Source organism: Gemmatimonadaceae bacterium (assembly GCA_020846935.1).
In the GTDB taxonomy this organism is placed as follows: domain Bacteria; phylum Gemmatimonadota; class Gemmatimonadetes; order Gemmatimonadales; family Gemmatimonadaceae; genus RBC101.
On the sequence record JADLCY010000006.1, the window covers coordinates 46,323 to 66,140 of the forward strand.

Below are 19,818 nucleotides of genomic sequence, written 5' to 3' on the forward strand. Positions count from 1 at the left end.
CCGTTCGCGCGCGCGATGCTGACCGCGGAGCGCCGCCAGGATCCGATCCCAGCCCCCTACCCCAATGTTTACCAGACGCCTTCGTCACGCCCTGCTCGGCGCACTCGCGCTCGGTTGGGCCATTCCGCTCGTCGCTCAGGACGCCAACCCGGCGCCGAATCGTCGGGAGGGCGAAGGGCCCTTCGACAAGCTGATCATCCGCGGTGCGACCCTGATCGACGGGTCCGGCGGGCCGCCTCGCGGGCCGGTTGATATCGTCATCGAGAAGAACCGGATCACGCAGATCGCCGACGTCGGGTACCCGAACCGCCCGATCAACGACGCCCGGCGCCCGAAGGGCCCGGCGCGCGAGATCCAGGCCGAAGGGATGTACGTGATGCCCGGCTTCATCGACCTGCACGTGCATACCTGCGGCAAGCCGAAGGCGCCGGATGCCGAGTACTGCTACAAGCTGTGGCTGGCTCACGGCGTGACGACGGTGCGCGGTGTGCCGTTTGGTGGCTTCGAGTGGTCGCTTTCCGAGACCAAGCGCGCCAACGCAAACGAGATCACCGCCCCCCGCATGGTGAACTGCCAGCGGCCGGGCAGCGGACGCGCCTGGGGCGGCAAGCCGATCCTCACCGAGGCGGACGCGCGCGCATGGACGCGCTTCGCGAAGGAGCAAGGGGTCGACTGCCTCAAGGTCGGCGCGCACGATCCGGCCGTGATGAAGGGACTCATGGAGGAAGCGAAGACGCTCGGCATGGGCAGCACGGCGCACCTGGCGCAGACCGGCGTCGCCAACATGAACGGCGCGGATGCCGTGACGCTCGGCCTCGGGGCGATCACGCACTACTACGGCATCTTCGAGTCGATGTACGAGAACACCGACATCCAGCCGTATCCGGAGAACTACAACTACAGCGACGAACAGTGGCGCTTTGGGCAGGTCGCGCGGCAGTGGAACCTGGTGAAGCCGCGCAGCGAGAAGTGGAACGCCTTCCTCAAGTTGCTCAAGGACAACAACGCGACGCTCGACCCGACGATGACGACGTACATGTCGGGCCGCGACCTCATGAAGCGCCGCAACGCCGACTGGCACGAGCAGTACACGCTGCCGTCGCTCTGGGACTTCTACACGCCCAACCGCGAGAACCACGGCGCGTACTTCTTCAACTGGACGACGTGGGATGAAGTCGCGTGGAAGAAGTTCTACCAGGTGTGGATGGAGTTCATCAACGACTACAAGAACATGGGCGGCCGCGTGACACCCTCCACCGACGCGGGCTTCATCTACAACACGTACGGCTTCAGCTACATCGAGGAGCTGGAGAACTTCCAGGAAGCGGGGTTCCATCCGCTCGAGGTGATCCGTGCGGGCACGCAGCACGCCGCCGAGGAGCTCAACAAGGCCAGCGGCAAGGCCATCGAGACGGGTATCGTGCGCAATGGCATGCTTGCGGACCTCGTGATCGCTCCGGAGAACCCGATCGCGAACCTCAAGACGCTCTATGGCTCTGGCTTCCAGCGCCTGAACGACCGCACCGGCAAGGTCGAGCGTGTCGGCGGCGTGCGGTACACCATCAAGGACGGCATCGTGTACGATGCGAAGAAGCTGCTCGCCGACGTCGCCGCGATGGTCGACCGGCAGAAGAAGGAGCGCGGGATCAGCCGCCTTCCGGTGGCCGCGTTCGTTCCCGAGGAGGATCGGTAGCGCGATTGTCCGCTGGCGATCCGCCAGCAGATGCGCAATCGGACGGGGGTGGGCGCCATGCGGCGTCTGCCCCCGTCGGCGTTTCAATCCCGTGCCGATGCGCGAGGCTCACGGTGGCCAGCGTGTGTCCGGCGCGCTAACGTTAGGCATCCTCCCTCCCGGAGCGCCTGGCCCATGCTGGAATCTCTCCCCGCCCTCGGCCTCGGGGCCGTGGTCGGGGCCATCCTCGCCTGGCTCTGGCTGCGCTCGCGTCACCTCGCCACGATCGCCGCGCTCCGCGCCGAGCGGGACACCGAACGACGCTTTGCCGAGGAACGGCGCGCTCAGGCCGAGCGGACCGATACGGTCCTCGCGCAACTGGCGACACTTGGCGATACCCATCGCGACCTCTCCAGCCAGACGCAGCACCTGCTCGATACCATGCGCAGCCCCGTCGTGCGCGGGCAGTGGGGCGAGCTGCAGCTGCGGCGCGTGTGCGAGCTGGCACAGATGACGGAGCACGTCGATTTCGTCGTGCAGGAAACAGTCTGGTCGGGCGAGGGACGGCTTCGGCCGGACCTTACCGTGCTCATGCCCGGCGGCCGCTCGGTCGTGATCGACGCGAAAGCCCCGATGGCTGCGTGGCTCGAGGCAATGGAGGCGCCTGACGAGGCTGCGCGCGTCGATGCGCTCCGGCGCCATGCCCGCCACGTGAAGGACCACATCACACGGCTCGCGGCCCGAGGGTACTGGGAGCAGTTCGCGGAATCGCCCGAATTCGTGGTGCTGTTCCTCCCGGGCGAGGCGCTCTTCAGTGCCGCGCTGCAGTACGACGCCGGTCTGGTGGAGCATGGCGTGGAGCGCGGAGTGATCCTCGCCAGCCCGACCACGCTCATCGCGCTGCTGCGGGTCGTCGGTCTCGGATGGGCTCGGCAACGGATCGCTCGCGACGCGGACGAAATCCGCGAACTGGGCGTCGAGCTGCACGGCCGACTCGAGACGTGGGCCGGTCACGTGAACGACGTCCGCCGGGGACTGGAGAAGGCGATCGATGCGTACAACCGAAGCGTCGGCTCGCTGGAGCATCGCGTTCTGCCGCAGGCCCGTCGCTTTGGATGGCTCAGCGGTGCCGGGGATGGCGCCACGCCCGAGCTGCGCCCGCTGGTCGCGAGTTGGCGCGAGGCCGAGCCACCTCCCACGCCGTAAGGGCTCGACGGCTCGATGCACGGGCCGCACATTGGCCGCCAGTCACCCCTTGCCACGGAGCCGACATGCTGACCCGCCGTACCTTTCTCGCCACGTCCACGGTTGCCGCCGCCGGCGCCGCCTGCGCTCCGCGGAGCGGTGAAGCGTCCGCGCAGGATGGTGCGTCGAGCACGGACCTTCCACCGGCGATCGCAGCTCTGACACCGATGAAGGAGGGTGTCGTGCCGATCTCGGTGGACGAGCGCAAGGCTCGACTGGAGAAGGCGCGTCGGCTCATGACCGAGAACGGACTGAGTGCCATCATGCTCACCGGCGGCACGTCCATGGTCTACTTCACGGGCATGCGCTGGGGGAACTCCGAGCGCATGACCTGCGCCATCGTGCCCGCCAGGGGCAACGCTTTCATCGTCACGCCCAAGTTCGAGGAAGAGCGCACGCTCGAGCAGGCGCGACTCGGCCCGTTAGGCAGCGAGACGCGCGTCCTGACCTGGGAAGAGCACGAGAGTCCCTACGAACGCGTGGCCCAGGGTCTGCGCGACCTCGGCGTCTCCACGGGTGCGATCGGGATCGAAGAGACCGTCAAGTACGTCTTCAGCGCCGGCGTCGGCGCCGCTGCCCCAGGGATTCGCATTGCGTCCGGTACCCCGGTGACCGCGGGTTGCCGCATGGTGAAGGATGCGCACGAACTCGCGCTCATGCGCCACGCGTCGCAGGTGACGCTCAAGGCCTACGAAGCCGCATGGAAGTCACTCAAGGAGGGCATGACCCAGAGCGACTTCGCGCGCCTCGTTTCCCAGGCGCATGAACGGCTCGGCTACACCGGTGGTGCAGGCGTGCAGGTCGGCGAGTTCTCGGCGCTGCCGCACGGGTCGGTGACGCCGCAGGTCGTCCGCGAGGGAAGCATCCTGCTCATCGACGGCGGATGCTCGGTCGAAGGCTACGCGTCGGATCTCTCGCGCACCTTCGTGCTGGGCAAGCCGACGGACAAGATGAAGGCCGTGTTCGATCTCGAGTTCAAGGCGCAGAGCGCGGCGCTCGCGGCCGCACGCCCGGGCGTGGAGTGCCAGGCCGTCGACGCGGCGGCACGCAAGGTCATCGTGGATGGTGGCTACGGGCCGGACTACAAGTACTTCTCCCACCGCGTCGGACACGGGATGGGCATGGACGGGCACGAATGGCCGTACCTCACGCGCGGCAACACGCTCAAGCTCGTGCCGGGGATGACGTTCTCCGACGAGCCGGGGATCTACATCCCCGGAGAGTTCGGTATCCGGCTCGAAGACGACATGGTCATCACCGAAAACGGCGCGGAGCTGTTCACGCCGCAGAGCCCGAGCCTGGAACAGCCGTTCGCAACCACGGCTTGATCCAGGGTCAGCGCCCAGCCCGCGCGTCGATTTCGCCATGGCGACGTCGACGCGCGGAGCGGGACAGGGCGCCGGCCAGATGCTGGCGCGCATCCCTGCGTTGATCACGAAGGCCAGCGGGATCCGCGGCACGGCGGCTGACAGTCGCCAGCGACGACTGGCACGGCAGCATCAGGTCGACGCGTACGTCGTGCCTGTGCGTCTCTCAGCGGCCGTAGAGCCGGACCAGGGTCTGCAGCCTGGCGCGGATTTCTGGCGTGAGCTGCTCCCATCGAAAACGGAATCTCCAATTGCCATGCTGCCGGCCCGGGAAGTTCATCCGGGCCTCGGCGCCGAGGCCGAGCACGTCTTGCATCGGCACGAGCGCCGTGTCGGCGACCGAGGCAAACGCGGAGCGGATCAACGACCAGTGCATCTCGCGCCCGTCGGTGTCGAGGTACTGCATCGCGAACGCCTTTTCCTTCGCGATGGCTTCGGCTGATCGGGTGGAATCGCCGGCGCCGTTGGCGTGCCACCACCCCAGGGTCGTGTCGTTGTCGTGCGTGCCCGTGTAAACGACCCGTTCGCGTGGGTAGTTGTGCGGCAGGAACTCGTTGGCGTGCCCGTCGGCCCCAAACGCAAACTGCAGTATGCTCATACCGGGAAAGCGGCAGCGTTCACGGAGCGCTTCCACGGCCGGGGTGATCATCCCGAGGTTCTCGGCAACGATGGGCAAGGGGCCGAGTGCCTCGGCGATCGCGTCGAAGAGTTCGGCGCCAGGTCCAGGCACCCACTGGCCGTCGACCGCCGTCACCGCGTCGCCCGGAACTTCCCAGTAGGACTCGAAGCCGCGGAAGTGATCGATGCGAACCAGGTCGAACTCCGCGAACGCCGACTTCATGCGACGAATCCACCAGGCGTAGCCCGTCCGACGGGCGGCTTCCCAATCGTAGAGAGGGTTCCCCCAGAGCTGGCCCGTGGCGCTGAAGTAGTCCGGTGGAACGCCGGCCTGCACGCGGAGGCTGCCGTCATCGTTGAGCTGGAACAGTTCCTGATGCGCCCATACGTCCGCGGAATCGTGGGCGACATAGATCGGCAGGTCGCCCATGATGCGGATGCCGCGTTCCGCCGCGGCGCGTTTGAGGGCCCCGAACTGATGGAAAAACAGGTACTGCTCGACCTGTAGCGCCTCGATGCGGGGGCGCAGCCGTTCGCGCCAGTCGGTCAGGGAGACGGGGTCGCGGTGCGCCGCGCCATGTTCCCATCGGTGCCAGACGGCGCCCTCGTGCGCCTCCTTGAGCGCCATGAACAACGCGAAGTCCCCGAGCCAGTCCGCATGCGTTGTCGCGAAGGCTCGATACGCATCGTCAGGGGTGAAAGCGGCGACCGCCTCGGCAAGGAGTCGACGTTTGTGAGGAATGACCCGATCGAAGTCGACGACGTCGGTAGAGGACGCTCCTGCCGCGCCCGCGGCGTGGATGAGCAGCGGATTGCCCGCGAAGGCGGAGAAACATTGATACGGCGAGTCGCCAAATCCCGTAGGCCCGAGCGGCAACATCTGCCAGATCTTCAAGCCTGCATCTGCGAGGATATCCAGAAAGCGATGCGCCTCAGGTCCGAGATCACCGATGCCGTGTGGTCCCGGCAGTGAAGTCGGGTGGAGCAGGATGCCGGCAGCTCTGGGAAATCTCATGCGATGGGACGCGCGCGACGTGGGAAGCAGACCAGCGCGGAATGGGCGCGCGGAGGCAGCGGACGAGTCATTACGGAAGTACTTGCTTCGCATGAAGTTCCGATGTCAAGCATAACGAGGCAATCAGCGAGTGATCCCGGTACACCGAGTGCGTCAGGTGAGGCGATCATCAGAGGACTTTGGTCAACGGTGCGGCCTGCGGCCGGAATGTGGAGATCCTGCAGACGGCTATGAGACGGCGGGGCGGCAGAATGTCTGTGGATTCACGAGGACAACAGTCCGACGCCGTCGTCAGTCGGGTGCGGTGCATCCATGGTGCACGTGCCCATGTTGCAGGGGTAAGGGGTATGGCGGCGGCGTCCGGACCCCCTCGAGTCAGTCGGCGCGCTCTCGCGTCGGAATAGGGTAGAGGCGTCGCGGCCCTTGCCGCGTGGTGGCCCGCTCACCAGCGTTCGCACGGCCCTCACGTCCTCCCTCTCCGCCCTCCCATGTCATTTGGTCGCTCTGTCGCCGCCACGGCGCTCCTTTCCGGCGCGCTCACCCTCCAGGCTCAGCAGCCCGATGCCGCGCTCGTGGCACGTGCCCGGGCCATCCATGATCGAGTCATCACCCTCGATACCCACGTCGACTTCAACCCGGGTCAGTTCACGGCTACCAAGCCGAACTACACGGATCGTCTCAACACCCAGGTCAACCTCCCGAAGATGAAGGAGGGCGGGCTCGACGCCGTCTTCTTCTCCATCTTCGTGGGTCAGGGACCGCTCACGCCCGAAGGGTTCGCGCGCGCCCACGCCGCTGACATCGAGAAGTTCGAGGCGGTGCGCCGCCTGGCCACCGAGCTCGCGCCCGACCGGATAGAGATCGCGCTCACCGCGGCCGACGTCACCCGCATCGCGGCCAAGGGCAAGAAGGTGGCCCTGATGGGCGTTGAGAACGGCTACGGCATCGGGAACGACCTCGCGAACGTGAAGAAGTTCTACGACCTCGGCGCCCGCTACATGTCGCTCGCCCACAACGGGCACTCGCAGCTCTCCGATTCCAACACGGGTGAGCGCGACAACCAGTGGATGTGGAACGGGCTCTCACCGCTCGGCAAGCAGGTCATCGCCGAGATGAATCGCCTGGGCATCATGGTCGACATCTCACACCCGTCCAAGGCGTCGAACATGCAGGCGATGGCGCTCTCGAAGGCGCCGGTGATCGCGTCGCACTCCGCCGTTCGTGCGCTCTGCGATGTGAGCCGCAACCTGGATGACGAAGAACTCCGGGCGCTCGCGAAGAACGGCGGCGTGGTGCAGATGGTGGCGTTCAATTCCTACGTGAAGAAGGCGCCGCCCGATTCGCCCGAGCGGACGAAGGCGATGGCTGACTTGCGCACCGAGTTCGGCGTCGCGGGCGGCGGTCCCGGCGGCATGGCCGGCCTCGACTCCACCAGGCGCGCGGCATTCATGCAGCGGATGCAGGCACTCAACGCCAAGTTCCCGCCGCCGCCGCGTGCCACGGTCAAGGACTTCGTGGACCACATCGACTACGCGGTCAAGCTCATCGGGATCGACCACGTCGGCATCAGCTCGGACTTTGACGGCGGTGGCGGTGTGGATGGCTGGAACGATGCGACGGAAACTCCGAACGTCACGATCGAACTCGTTCGCCGCGGCTACACCGAGGAGCAGATCCGCAAGCTGTGGAGCGGCAACCTGCTGCGCGTGATGGCCGAAGTCGAGAAGGTCGCAAAGCAATCGCGAAGCTGAGCACGTTGAACGACCCGGCGCGTGCCGGGTGAGCAGTCCAGGGTGAGGGTTGCATGCCTTCGCCCTGGATTGCTCCGCGATACGCAGCCTTTGTTCTCGCCCTACGGCGTCGTGCGCTCCGGCAACAACACAAACCGCGCGATGTTGGCGTCGCTGAAGTAACGCCGCGCGGCGGCCTGCAGCGATTCCTTCGTGAGGCCGCGGATGAACTCGGGGTACGCCAGCAGTCCCTTCGGGTCTTCGTGATTCTCGATGCGCGACGAGAGATTGAGGAGCCAGTAGCTGTTCTCTCGCAGGTTCACCTCGTACGCTCGCTGCTGCTGCTCACGGATTTTGGCGACGTCCGCATCGCTGATCACGCCGGCTTTGGCCGAGTCGATCACCGTGCGCACCGCGGCGTACAGCGAGTCGGCCCGCTGGGGCGACGAGCCAAACTGCACGGAGACGGTGTACGACGGGATCGGCCAGCGCTGCAGGGTTCCGCCGACGCCCACCGAATACGTGCCACCGAGCGCTTCGCGCAGCGACTCGAGCGCCTTCATCTCCACGTATTCAGTGACCGATCGCAGCGCGTGACGCTCCGTCGGCGCGAACTCGGCCGCGCCGTGATAGATCACCACGGTCATGGCCTTGGGTTCGACGCCCTTGTGGACTCGCTTCTCGATGCGTCCGTCCGGTGGGCGTACGCCGGCGTCGCGTGCGACTTCGGGACGCCCGCCTCCGGGTAACGCCCCCAGCCATTGTTCGACCAGCGGTCGGACGCTGTCGATCGCGAACGCGCCCACGAGCACAAAGGTGTAGTCGGAGAAGTCGGTGAAACGCTCGCGGAAGATCGCGAACGCCCGATCGTACGACACGCGATCGAGATACTCGGCGTTCACGGGCAGGGCGCGTGGACTGTAGCGCGACATCGTCTGCGAGACGGTGTCGCCAAAGACGGCCTCGGGGTTGGTGGCGCGGTTGGCGAGGAACGGACGCACCTGGTTGCGGAAGGCGATGAAGGCCGCCGAGTCACGCCGCGGCGTGATCAGGCGGGCCCACGTGAGCTGGAACAGTGTCGAGAGATCGCGCGGAGATGCGCTGCCGGTGACGCCCTCGGAATCGTCGTCGATGAACGTGCCGGCACGCGCTTGAATGCCCGTGAGCTTCTTGCCGAGCGCGATGGCGTCAAATGTTCCGGCGCCGCCGCGCTCGACGAGTGTGGTCGCAAGCGTGGCGGTCGGAACGTCGGCATCGGCGACGAGACTCGCGCCTCCGGGGCTCCATCCGCGCAGGAGCACCTCGTCCGCCTTGAAGTCCGTCGGCTTGAGGAGTACCCGCACGCCGTTCGAGAGCTTCCACTCGGTGACGCCGAGTTCCGGCATGGTGGACGTCGACACGACGCGACCGGGGGCCGGCGGCTCCGCGACGAGTGGGGCATCGCTCACCGACTCGGTCCATGCCGCAACGGTCGCGGCCTCGACGCGGGGGAACACCGCGAGGAGTTCCTCCGCCGTCGGCGCCTTGGCTCCCTCCTTCGCCGGCGCCGAGACCATGACGACGCGGTTCTCGTCGGTGATCCACTGCCTCCCGAGCGCATTCACGTCCTCGACTGTGATGCCGGGAAGCATGGTGCGCACCGCGCGCAGCTCCCAGGCGATGCCGGGGCTGGGGTCGCCTTCGAGGAAGTGCTGCACGTACTCCTGCACGAAGTCACCCGACTCCGTTTTCTCACGCTCGGCCCACGCACTCTCGTATGCGCGGAGGAACGCGGCCTTGGCGCGCGTGAGTTCGGCGGGAAGAAAGCCGTGCGTGCGGACGCGGCGCGCTTCCGTGAGCACACTTTCGAGCGCCGGGATGGTCGCGCCTTCTCTGGTCACTGCAACCAACTGGTAGGCGTCGGTGCCGCGCACGAATCCACCATAGCCGGACGATGCCACCGAAAACGCCGCATCAGGCTTGCGCGACAGCTCAGCAAACCGGCGATTGAGCATGTCATTGTACAGGCTCGCCACGAGTGACTTCCGGTAGTCGGCCGCGGTACGCACCGAGCGCCGGGCATGCTTGTACAACACGCCCACGGACGTGACCTGCTCCTCGGGGTCGGTGGCGATCGTCACGAGTGGCGCCTGGTTTGCGGGCACCGGGAAGCCCGTGCGCGGCCGCGGGCGCGCGACGGGCCGCAGTCGGCCAAAGCGCTGCCGGATCATGCGCTCGATCTGCACCGGGTTCACGTCACCGACCGCGATGACGGCCATCAGGTCCGGGCGATACCAGTCACGATAGAAGCGGCGCAGCGGGGCGGGGTTCGCGTTGCGAATGACCTCGGGGAGTCCGATGGGCAAGCGGTCGGCATACCGGGACCCCTTGAAGATCACGGGGAACTGCTGGTCGCGGATGCGTGTCTCGGCGCCGAGTCCTCCGCGCCATTCCTCGAGCACGACGCCGCGCTCATTGACCACTTCGGTGCTGTCGAACAGCGCGGCACCGGCCCAGTCCTCCAGGATGTCGAATGAGCGATCCAGGAGACCGGGTTTGTCGGTGGGGACGGGCAGGATGTAGATGGTCTCGTCGAAGCCGGTCTGCGCGTTGAGGTCAGCGCCAAAACGCACGCCGATCGACTCCAGGTAGGAGACGATGTCGTTCTTCGCAAAGCGGCGCGTGCCGTTGAACAGCATGTGTTCGACGAAGTGCGCCAGGCCGCGCTGGTCATCGTCCTCGACGATGGAGCCGGCGTTGACCACGAGGCGCAACTCGGCGCGATGTTCCGGGCGGGCGTTGCGCCGGATGTAGTAGCGCAATCCATTGGGCAGCCGGCCGACGCGCACCGCCGGGTCCATCGGGATTGCACCGGTAGGGGTCGCCTCGCGTGCGGGTGCGACGCCCTGTGCGTGCACGACGATCGCGCTGGCGAATAGAAGCGGGAGTACGGTGGAGCGCACGAACACGGGCAAGCCCTCGTTGGTGACTGGTGAATACTAGGGAAGCGTGGGCCCGGACGTGACCAGCCCGGTGTCGATTGGTGGCACGACGGCTCGCGCCGCTCGGGCCCAGGGACCAGGTGCACCGCGACGGTGGCTAGAATTCCTGCCATGGATGCCACCTTTGTGAGACTCGGGGCCCTGTCAGCGGCCGTCGCGGTGGGCGCCGGAGCGTTCGGTGCACATGCGCTTCGTGCCCGGCTCACCCCCGAAATGCTCGCCGTCTTCGAAACCGCCGCGCGATACCAGATGTATCACGCCTTGGGCATCGTGCTGGCCGCGTTCGTGATGGCGCGACGGTCCAGGCGAGTGGCGCGCGCCGCCGGATGGTTCTTTGCGGTCGGCACCGTGTGTTTCAGCGGGGCACTGTACGCCCTCGCACTGAGCGGCGTGCGGGCGCTGGGAGCCGTTGCGCCGGTCGGCGGGGCGAGCTTCCTCGCGGGTTGGATATGCATGGCGATCGCGGCGCGCCCGGGCACCGATGGCACGGGAGCGACGTTGCGCGGGCCCTGACGGTCATGTGACCTTTCCCCGCTCATGTCGCGCGCCGCCCTCGCCGCTGCCACGTTCCTGTGCCTTGTCCCGGTGACCCTGCTGGTCCCGGGGCTGCACGAGCTGGTCGTAGTTGCCCACGGTGGCACCGAGAGCGATGCGCACGCGTTCATGACCGTGAACATGATCGCCGGCATGGTGACCGTGCCGCTGGCCATGCGCGCGCTGCGCCGATCGCCCGGCGACGTGCGTCGGTGGGCAGCGATCGCACTCCTGGCTGACGCGGTCGCCTTCGCCGGTATGGCGTTCGCGCCGTCGCTTGGCGTGCTGTACGTGTTCCGAGTACTCGATGGCGCGGCGCATCTTCCGGCGATCACGCTCCTGATGGTCGCCAGCAATCGACTCACCAATGAGGGGCGCGGTGGTGCGCTGGGCGCGCTCGCATCAGCCATCATGGTGGGCGTCGCGATCGGATCACCGCTGGGAGGTTGGCTCGTTCCGCGCGGCCCGATGACGGTGTACCTCACGGGTGCGGTGCTGCTGCTCGTCGCCGCCGGCGTGTGCGCCGGGATGCCGCGGCAGGAGGTACAACTCGGCGAAGGGAGTCGATATGCGTGGAATCGCCGTTCGTTCGCGTCGTGGATCCCGCTCGGTTACGGATTTCTGGACCGCTTCTCGATCGGCGTCTTCGTGTCGACGTTCACGCTGTACCTGACCAATGAGGTGGGGCTGAGCGCCCCGCAGCGCGGCGCTCTCGTTGCGCTCTTCATGCTCCCATTCGCCATGCTGTGCTATCCTGCGGGCCGACTGGCGGACCGGATGGGTTGGTTCTGGCCGTTGCTTGTCGGCAACGTGCTGTTTGGGATGACGTTCGCGCTCTACGGCGTGGTTGCGCCCTCGTGGCTCCCGGTGGCCATGGTGGCATCAGGCGTGTTCAGCGCACTCATGTATGCGCCCAATCTCCTGCTCATCTCGGATCTCGCGCGCAGGGGTCACGGCGAGGGCCTGTTTGGCGCGTTCCAGGTGGCGGGGTCGCTCGGTTTTCTTGTTGGGCCCATCGTTGGCGGAACGCTGGTCGCGCTGACGCGTGAGAGCCTCGGGCGCCCGGCGTATGCGGCGATCTTTGGTGGCGTCGGCGTGGTGGCCGCGCTCTTCGCGGTGGTCTGCTGGTCGGCCGGGCGCCGGCTCTCTCGTGAGGTGCGCGACGGCGGTGTAGCGGCTTCCTCCGCGCTCGCCGACTCAGGAGCCTGAGCGGCCTGTTCTGTCGGCCCGTCCATCCAGGCGTCGTGCGAAGATACCGCCGGCATTGGCTCACGTTCGACCCGATGGCAGCCAGGGCGAGATGGGTGCGCAGGTGACAGCGATCCGCCGCCCAGTGCGACCGAAGCGGGAGCCTGTCGAGCGGCCGGCCGCGGTGGCCTCGATTGCGTGCGGCTCGGCCACATCGTGACGCGGAACCACGAGGATGTCTGACGGCGCGGCGCGCGTGCGCGCGTGGATCGCTGCACAGGGGTGGTCGCCCTTTGCGTTCCAGGAGGAGGCGTGGGCCGCGTATACCTCGGGGGAGAGCGGCCTGCTCCACGTGCCCACTGGCGCTGGAAAGACGTACGCCGCGTGGCTCGCCGCGCTCGCCGAGTGGATCGACGAGCCTGTCGAGGGCCTGACCGTCGCCTACGTGACCCCGCTGCGAGCGCTTGCGCGCGACATCCAGCTCGCGATGCAGCGCCCGGTACTCGACCTTGGTCTCGCCATGCGTGTTGAAACGCGGACCGGTGATACGGCGTCGGCGGTGCGCACGCGCCAACGCGCGCGGCTTCCGCACGCGCTCATCACGACGCCGGAATCGTTGACCGTCCTGCTCTCGCATCCTGACGCACGGGAGCGTTGTGCGGGGCTTCGGCTCGTGATCGTCGACGAATGGCACGAACTGCTCTCGACGAAGCGAGGCACGCAGACCGAACTGGCTCTCGCGCGACTCCGTCACTGGGCTCCGCACGTGCGGACGTGGGCGCTGTCGGCGACGCTGCACTCGCCCGAAGCTGCGGCGCAGTGCGTCGTTGGGACCGGTCGCGCGTGGCGTCTGGTGCGCGGCGCGTTCGCTCGGCGCACGGTGATAGAGACCGTGCTGCCTGAACGCGTGGAGCGCTTCCCATGGGCCGGCCGCCTCGGCCTTGCGATGCTGCCCCGTGTGCTTGCGCTGATCGAGGACGGCCGGACGACGATCGCCTTCACCAACACGCGATCGCAGGCCGAGCGCTGGTATCGTGCGATCGTCGAAGCTCGCCCCGACTGGGCCGAGCGCGCGGCGCTCCATCACGGTTCGATCGATCGCGACGAACGCGAGCGCGTGGAGGCCGGGATCAAGGGAGGGACCATCTCGGTCGTCGTGGCGACCTCGTCGCTGGACCTCGGCGTCGACTTTGCCCCGGTCGATCGGGTCGTGCAGATCGGATCGCCCAAGGGCATCGCACGTTTGCTGCAGCGCGCAGGGCGCTCGGCGCACCGGCCCGGCGAGCCGGCGCACATCGTCTGCGTCCCGACGCACGCGCTCGAACTGGTCGAGTTTGCCGCAGCCCGCGATGCGCTCGGTCACCAGGAGATCGAGCCGCGCGAGCCGTTGTCGGCCCCACTCGATGTACTCGTGCAGCACCTCGTCACGTGTGCGATGGGCGGCGGGTTTGTTCCCGTGGACTTGTACGACGAAGTGCGCACCGCGTGGTCGTACCGGAACCTCAGGCGCGAAGCATTCGACTGGGCGCTCGCCATGGTCGAACACGGGGGCTCCACGCTCCGCGCGTACGAGCAGCATCACCGGGTGGTCGAGGTGGATGGCGCCTACGTGGTGGCCTCGCCGCGCGTGGCCCGATTCCATCGCCTCGGGATCGGAACCATCACCGCCGAGGCGACCATGGAGATCCGCTACCAGAGCGGCGGGCGGATCGGCACGATCGAGGAGGACTTCATCGCGAGATTGCGTCCGGGGGACCGATTCACGTTTGCCGGGCGCGCCCTCGAGTTCGTGCGCGTACGCGACATGGTCGCTCAGGTGCGCCGTTCCGCCGTGCGGCCGTCGCTCACGCCCATCTGGGCGGGCAGCCGGTTTCCGATGTCGACCTCGTTAGGCGGGGCCGTGCGTCGCCGCCTCGCCAGCTTCGCGCGACACGGTGCCGGCGACCATGTGGAGATGTCGGCTGCGGCGCCGATCCTGGGGGAGCAACAGCGACTCGCCGTCATTCCCCTCGAGCATCAGGTGCTGGTGGAACGATGGAAGTCGCGAGAGGGACACCATCTGTACGTCTACCCGTTCGAAGGGCGGCTCGCCCACCAGGCGCTCGCCTCACTCCTCGCGTTCCGGTCTGCGCGTCGCCGGCCCGCCACATTCACGCTCACGGTCAATGACTATGGCATGGAGTTCCTCTCAGCCGACGAGGTCGAGCCCGGCGAGCTGCTGTCGGCCGAAGGACTTTCGCGTTCGGAGCTGCTCGACGACGTCGCGGCGAGCGTGAACATGGGCGAGATGGCGCGCCGGCAGTTCAGGGACATTGCGCGTGTGGCCGGACTCGTCTTCGCCGGCTACCCCGGAGCGCCCAAGGGCACGCGGCAGGTGCAGCTCACCTCCTCGCTCGTCTATGACGTGTTCACGCGGTATGATCCCGAGAACCTCCTGATCGAGCAGGCGCACCGCGAGGTGCTCGATCAGCAGTTCGAACTGGGGCGCCTCGAGGCCTCGCTCGAGCGGTTGTCGCGGGCGGAATTGGTGGTGTGCGACGTGCACCATCCGACGCCGCTCGGGTTTCCGCTCTTCATCGATCGACTTGGCTCGCGCCTCTCCACCGAAGATCTCATCACGCGAGTCGAACGGATGATCGGACAGTGGCGCGACTGACCGCGTACGACCTCGAGGTGGCTGGCGAGCATCTGAGTGTTCGCGGCGATCGCTCGGTCTTCTGGCCACGGGTTCGCACGCTGGTCGTGGCCGACCTGCACGTCGGGAAGACGGAAAGCCTCCGCGGCGACGGCGTGGCCGTTCCGGATGGATCGATGTTCGACGACCTCGTGCGCCTCAGCGCGGCCATCGAGGACACCGGGGCAAACCGGGTGATCGTGATCGGCGACTTCGTGCACGACGCGCGCGGGCTCACGCCAGTGGTGCGTGCGTTCGTGGCGCGGTGGCGGCGCACGGTGCCCTGCCGCCTCGACCTCGTGATCGGGAACCACGATCGGCGCGTGCCGACGTTGCCTGACGAGTGGGAGATCGTGTGCCATGACCCGGCCCTGGTGGAGTCGCCGTTGGCCTTTTCGCATGACGATCCCGTGCGCGGCAGGTACACCCTTCTCGGGCACGTCCACCCCTCGATCCGGCTCTCCGGCGGTGGAGACGGCGTACGCGTGCCGTGCTTTCACGTTGGGGAGCGCGCGATGACGCTGCCGGCCTTCTCCACGCTGACCGCGGGCGCACCCGTGGCGCCCGCGCGCGGTGAGCTGGCAGTTGCCGTCGTGCAGGGCTTCGTCATACCTATCGTCGCTTGAGGCCTGAATGCAGGAAACCCCGGGGCACTGGCCCCGGGGTTTCCTGCACTCGCCTGGTCCGTCAGCGGTTCTGGTAGTCCGACATCGGCCGGCATCCCGTCGGGACGGCCGTTCCGTTGAGGTTCCAGATCTCCACGCGGCGGTTGCGCAGGTGTTCGGCCTTTGGCCGCTGCGGGCGATCGTGATCGTCGTCGAGCAGCAGGCACGCTTCGCCAAAGCCCTGCTGCGCAGCGATGCGCGAGGCTTCCACGCCGGCGCCGCGGCGCGTGAGGTAGGTGAAGACGCTCTGGGCGCGGGCCCGCGACAGGCGATCGTTGTAGGCATCGCTGCCGTACGGATCGGTGTGGCCCTCGATCGAGACCACCCAGTTGGCGCCTGCGGCCGACTTGAGCTGGCCGAGCACCCAGTCAAGGGTGTCGCGGCCCGCACGCGTCAACGAGGACTGGTTGAAGCCGAAGTGCACGTCGCTGAGGCTCGCGACGAGGCGAGCCGGCGGGGGCGGTGGTGGCGGCGGCGCGTTGCAGGTGACCTGCACCGAGCCGGTGCGCGTTTCGTCTCCACGGGTCATCGTGGCGGTGATTGTCGCGGTGCCAGCGGCCACGCAGCGATACGCGCCGTTGTTGTCGACGGTCGCAACCGACGGGTTGCTGGACGTCCACGCCGTGGCGCCAGTGACCGGACGGTTGTCCTCGTCAGCGGCCGAGGCCGACGCGGTTCCACCCTGGCCCACCAGGTGCGTGCCACCACCGGTCACCGTCAGGCGCCACTCGGGGCGACGAACCGTGATCGTGTGCGTGCCCGACTGCGTCACCCCGTTCTTCATGCCCGAGCAGGTGATCGTCGCCGTGCCGGGCGAGACGGCCGACACGCGACCGTTCTGATCGACCGTGGCGACGTTCGGGTTGTCCGACGAGCAACGGTAGTTGCGCAGGCTGGAGAGTTCGATCGGGTTGCCTTCGCCGTCGCGTGCGGAGATCTGCAGCGCTTCGGTCTCGCCCACGCGGTGACGGCTGCTGGCCGGAGCCACCGCGAGCGCCCAGGTGTAGGGCGCGCCCGGGCACCTGCCACGGATCGCGGTCCCGAGGCCGGCGCGAATGCCGTAGTTCAGCGCCGTGCCGTCGAGCGGATCATTCGCCGAACCGTTGAAGTTCGGCGACGGGTTGTAGTCCGCGACGCCATCCACCCGGAAGTTGAGGCGCTCGTTCATGCAGAACTTGAGGCCAACGAGTCCGGTGAACGCGTCTTCGTATTCGTTCGCGCTCACCACGCCGTTGAACAGGGCCTGCGTGCGGCCGACGTACTGGTTCTGCTGGTAGCCGGCGCCCACTTCCAGCCTTGTGCGCTCGCTGAGCGGAATGCCATAGATCAGGCGAACGGCCCACGGACGCAGCGTGAGGGACTTGGTCGACCCCGAGAAGTCCCAGTCGCTCTTGCCGAGCTGGCCGTCGATTTCGGTCGCGAGGTTGTGCAGCATGTAGATCGCGATGCGACCGCCGATCGTGGGACCGTTGCTGAGGTTCAGGTCCTTGTCGTGCATCGTGAACTGACCGAACGCGCCGACCTCGATGTTCAGCGGTCGTTGCGCCGAAACCGAGGGCGCGAACGCCGCCAGGAGCAGCGCGGCTCCAACAAGTCGTTTGTGCATGGATTCCTCTGGTGGATGGGGCGTTGTGTGCGCTGTCAAACACTCAGCAGCGCTGGTAGCCGCACACGTCAGGCGGGTCACGCCAGAAGTCGAAGCATTATAACGCATTAGCCTGCCTTCGACCAAGAGGCATCGTCAGGCGGTCCCGTGTCCGGAATCGAGAGGCACAGCGTCTGGCCGCGAGACGACTACGCACCGCCGGTTGCCAGTGAGCCAGCCGCGTCGGTGGCGCGTGCGCGCTTCCGCACCGGCCAGTTCATCACGTGCCGCGAAGCACGCTCTCCACCGCGCTGAGGGTTGCATCGATCTTGATGGGGCGGTTTGAACGCTCCGGGCGAGGCTCCAGCTCCTGATGGTACCACTGCACCGTGCCCGGATCTTTCAACACATGCCCCGTAAGGATCGCCGCGACACGCTCCGAAGGTCGTATGTCGCCCCGCCGCACCAGCTGCCGCACTCCGGCCACGCTGGCCGCGCTGGCGGGCTCGCACCCGACCCCGGCCGCGTCGATCACGGCCTTCGCATCGAGGATCTCGGTATCGTTCACGCGCGCCACCACGCCGCGCGTGGCCCGCAGCACGCTCACCGCACGATCGTACGACGCCGGGTCGCCAATGCGGATGGCTGTCGCGACGGTTTCGGCCTTCACACGATGCCGAACGGCGAAGTTACTCACGTAACTCGCGTGAAACGGCGCCGCGCCTTCGGCCTGCACGAGCAAGAGCCGCGGCATCCGCGGGATGAGCCCCCAGGCATGCGCTTCTTCGAGCGCCTTCCCGAACGCCGCCGTATTGCCGAGGTTGCCGGCGGGGAGCGCGATCCAGTCCGGCGGATCCCAGTCGAGCTGCTGCAACAGTTCCAGGACGATCGTTTTCTGCCCCTCGACGCGCCACGGATTGATCGAGTTGAGCAGATAAACGCCGAGCCGGTCGGCGGACTCGCGCGCGAGGGCGAGGCAGGCGTCGAAGTCGCCGCGTACGAGCAGCGTGCGCGCGCCATATGCCATGGTCTGCGACAACTTGCCGAGCGCGATCTGCCCGTCGGGAACGAACACGAGCGCCTTGAGCCCGGCGAGTGCGGCGTACGCGGCGAGCGACGCCGAGGTGTTGCCGGTCGATGCGCACGCCACCGCGGACGCGCCCACTCGTGCGGCCTGCGTGGCGGCGACGGTCATCCCGCGATCCTTGAACGATCCCGTGGGATTCATGCCCTCGTGCTTGAGCACAAGCCCCTCAACTCCGGCGTAGCGCGCCACGCTGCCGCGCGCGAGCAGCGGCGTGTTGCCTTCGGGCCAGCTGACCGGCGTGACGGCGGACGGGTGTACCACGGAACGGAAGCGCCACACGCCGCTGTCACCGGGACCACCGACGGGCCGCGCGAAGGTGGCGGCGAGTTTCGCGCCCGCAACCGTCGGCGCCGGATGCGCGACGTCGAGGAGTCCGCGACACCCCGGGCATGACGTGGCCGCGGCGGTGTCGGGCAGTTCGCTGGCGCAGCTCGCGCAGCGGAGCACTGGACCTGGAGTCATACCTAGCGGGCCGCAGCAGGTTCGGCGTCGACGCGCACGCCCTGCACGTCGACGCGCGCGACGCGCACCTGCGCCGCGACCCCGGCCCGTTCGTACGCCGAGCGCATGCCGTGCGCCACGCGGTGCGCACCGACGTCGCTGTCGCAGAGCGCAAAGGTCGTGGGTCCCGCGCCGGAGATCGAGGCGCCCAGCGCGCCCGCTTCGAGGGCGGCTTCCTTTGCCTGGTCAAATCCGGGGATCAGGCAGCGACGTGGCGGCTCAGCGATCTGGTCGTGCAGGGCACGCCCGAGCAACGGGAGATCGCCCGTGTGGAGCGCGGCCACCACGGCCGCGACGTTCGCCATCTGTTCGACGGCAATGCGTCGGTCGAGTGTGGCAGGGAGCACGGCGCGCGCCTCGGCGGTGCGCAGGTGCTGGTCAGGGTGCGCGAGCACGACGCGAAGGCGCGGGGGGACCGGAAGCGAGACGACGTCCATCGGGTCGAGGCTGCGAATGAGACAGATACCGCCGATAAGCGACGGAGCGATGTTGTCGAGATGCCGCCCCGCCAGCGCCTCCTCGGCGGACAGGCACGCAGAGAGCAAATCGTGTCGCTCGAGCGGTGACCCGATGAGCGCGTTCACCGCGACCGCTCCGGCGACCGCACTCGCGGCACTACCGCCCTGACCGCCGGACAGGGGAAGTCCCTTGCGGACGGTGAGCGCGATGCCGCGTGGCGGCAGTCGCAGCTCGAGGGTTTCGGCCATGCGCAGGACGGCGCGCGCCGCAAGCGCCGAAGCATGGCGCTCCACGTCAGTGGGAAGGTCGGGATGGCCGCTGTCGAGCACGACCACGCCGGGCGTGGCCCACCACTCCGCCGTGACCGAGTCGCCGGCGCCGGTAATCGCGGCGCCCAGCACGTCGAGGCCCGGCCCGAGGTTTCCGATCGAGCCGGAGGCGTGTGCGGTCGCACGCAGGAGGAACGTCATTCAGGTAAGCAACGGGAGAGGGGCGCT

Annotated in this window: 12 protein-coding genes and 1 pseudogene; 8 read left to right on the forward strand and 5 right to left on the reverse strand. The window is 67.7% G+C overall.

The window, feature by feature from the left end:
- Nucleotides 1-64: 64 nt before the first annotated feature.
- The 3 genes from IT361_07760 to IT361_07770 all read left to right on the forward strand — a co-directional run bounded on the left by IT361_07760 (nucleotide 65) and on the right by IT361_07770 (nucleotide 4,245).
- Nucleotides 65-1,693 (forward strand): amidohydrolase, encoded by a 1,629-nt coding sequence (locus IT361_07760; GenBank protein ID MCC6317571.1) that lies wholly within the window; start codon nucleotides 65-67, stop codon nucleotides 1,691-1,693.
- Nucleotides 1,694-1,867: 174 nt separating this feature from the next.
- Complete coding sequence (locus IT361_07765) at nucleotides 1,868-2,878, forward strand: DNA recombination protein RmuC (GenBank protein ID MCC6317572.1); 1,011 nt, start codon at nucleotides 1,868-1,870, stop codon at nucleotides 2,876-2,878.
- 65 nt (nucleotides 2,879-2,943) lie between these two features.
- Nucleotides 2,944-4,245, forward strand: a complete 1,302-nt coding sequence (locus IT361_07770) for an aminopeptidase P family protein (GenBank protein ID MCC6317573.1) — start codon at nucleotides 2,944-2,946, stop codon at nucleotides 4,243-4,245.
- 205 nt (nucleotides 4,246-4,450) lie between these two features.
- Here IT361_07770 and malQ read toward each other — a convergent pair whose 3' ends face one another.
- Complete coding sequence (gene malQ / locus IT361_07775; protein ID MCC6317574.1) at nucleotides 4,451-5,917, reverse strand: 4-alpha-glucanotransferase; 1,467 nt, start codon at nucleotides 5,915-5,917, stop codon at nucleotides 4,451-4,453.
- 488 nt (nucleotides 5,918-6,405) lie between these two features.
- Here malQ and IT361_07780 point away from each other — a divergent pair, with 488 nt between their 5' ends.
- The gene (locus IT361_07780) at nucleotides 6,406-7,668 is read left to right on the forward strand and encodes a dipeptidase (GenBank protein ID MCC6317575.1); all 1,263 of its coding nucleotides are present in this window, start codon (nucleotides 6,406-6,408) and stop codon (nucleotides 7,666-7,668) included.
- Nucleotides 7,669-7,769: 101 nt separating this feature from the next.
- Here IT361_07780 and IT361_07785 read toward each other — a convergent pair whose 3' ends face one another.
- Nucleotides 7,770-10,595 (reverse strand): insulinase family protein, encoded by a 2,826-nt coding sequence (locus IT361_07785; protein ID MCC6317576.1) that lies wholly within the window; start codon nucleotides 10,593-10,595, stop codon nucleotides 7,770-7,772.
- 144 nt (nucleotides 10,596-10,739) lie between these two features.
- Here IT361_07785 and IT361_07790 point away from each other — a divergent pair, with 144 nt between their 5' ends.
- The 4 genes and pseudogenes from IT361_07790 (at nucleotide 10,740) to pdeM (ending at nucleotide 15,650) form a co-directional block, all read left to right on the forward strand.
- Nucleotides 10,740-11,141, forward strand: coding sequence for a DUF423 domain-containing protein (locus IT361_07790; GenBank protein MCC6317577.1), 402 nt, complete (start codon nucleotides 10,740-10,742; stop codon nucleotides 11,139-11,141).
- A gap of 24 nt (nucleotides 11,142-11,165) precedes the next feature.
- Nucleotides 11,166-12,371 (forward strand): MFS transporter, encoded by a 1,206-nt coding sequence (locus IT361_07795; GenBank protein ID MCC6317578.1) that lies wholly within the window; start codon nucleotides 11,166-11,168, stop codon nucleotides 12,369-12,371.
- A gap of 91 nt (nucleotides 12,372-12,462) precedes the next feature.
- Nucleotides 12,463-15,006: pseudogene (locus IT361_07800) on the forward strand (ligase-associated DNA damage response DEXH box helicase).
- Nucleotides 14,994-15,650, forward strand: coding sequence for a ligase-associated DNA damage response endonuclease PdeM (pdeM, locus tag IT361_07805; GenBank protein MCC6317579.1), 657 nt, complete (start codon nucleotides 14,994-14,996; stop codon nucleotides 15,648-15,650). Before IT361_07800 ends, pdeM begins: the two are co-directional and overlap by 13 nt.
- Nucleotides 15,651-15,711: 61 nt before the next feature.
- Here pdeM and IT361_07810 read toward each other — a convergent pair whose 3' ends face one another.
- From IT361_07810 to IT361_07820, 3 genes are all read right to left on the reverse strand, one after another.
- A complete protein-coding gene (locus IT361_07810; GenBank protein MCC6317580.1) occupies nucleotides 15,712-17,295 on the reverse strand; it encodes an Ig-like domain-containing protein in 1,584 nt (527 codons plus the stop codon).
- Nucleotides 17,296-17,554: 259 nt separating this feature from the next.
- Complete coding sequence (thrC, locus tag IT361_07815) at nucleotides 17,555-18,823, reverse strand: threonine synthase (GenBank protein MCC6317581.1); 1,269 nt, start codon at nucleotides 18,821-18,823, stop codon at nucleotides 17,555-17,557.
- A gap of 2 nt (nucleotides 18,824-18,825) precedes the next feature.
- Nucleotides 18,826-19,791, reverse strand: a complete 966-nt coding sequence (locus tag IT361_07820; GenBank protein ID MCC6317582.1) for a homoserine kinase — start codon at nucleotides 19,789-19,791, stop codon at nucleotides 18,826-18,828.
- Nucleotides 19,792-19,818 lie beyond the last annotated feature (27 nt).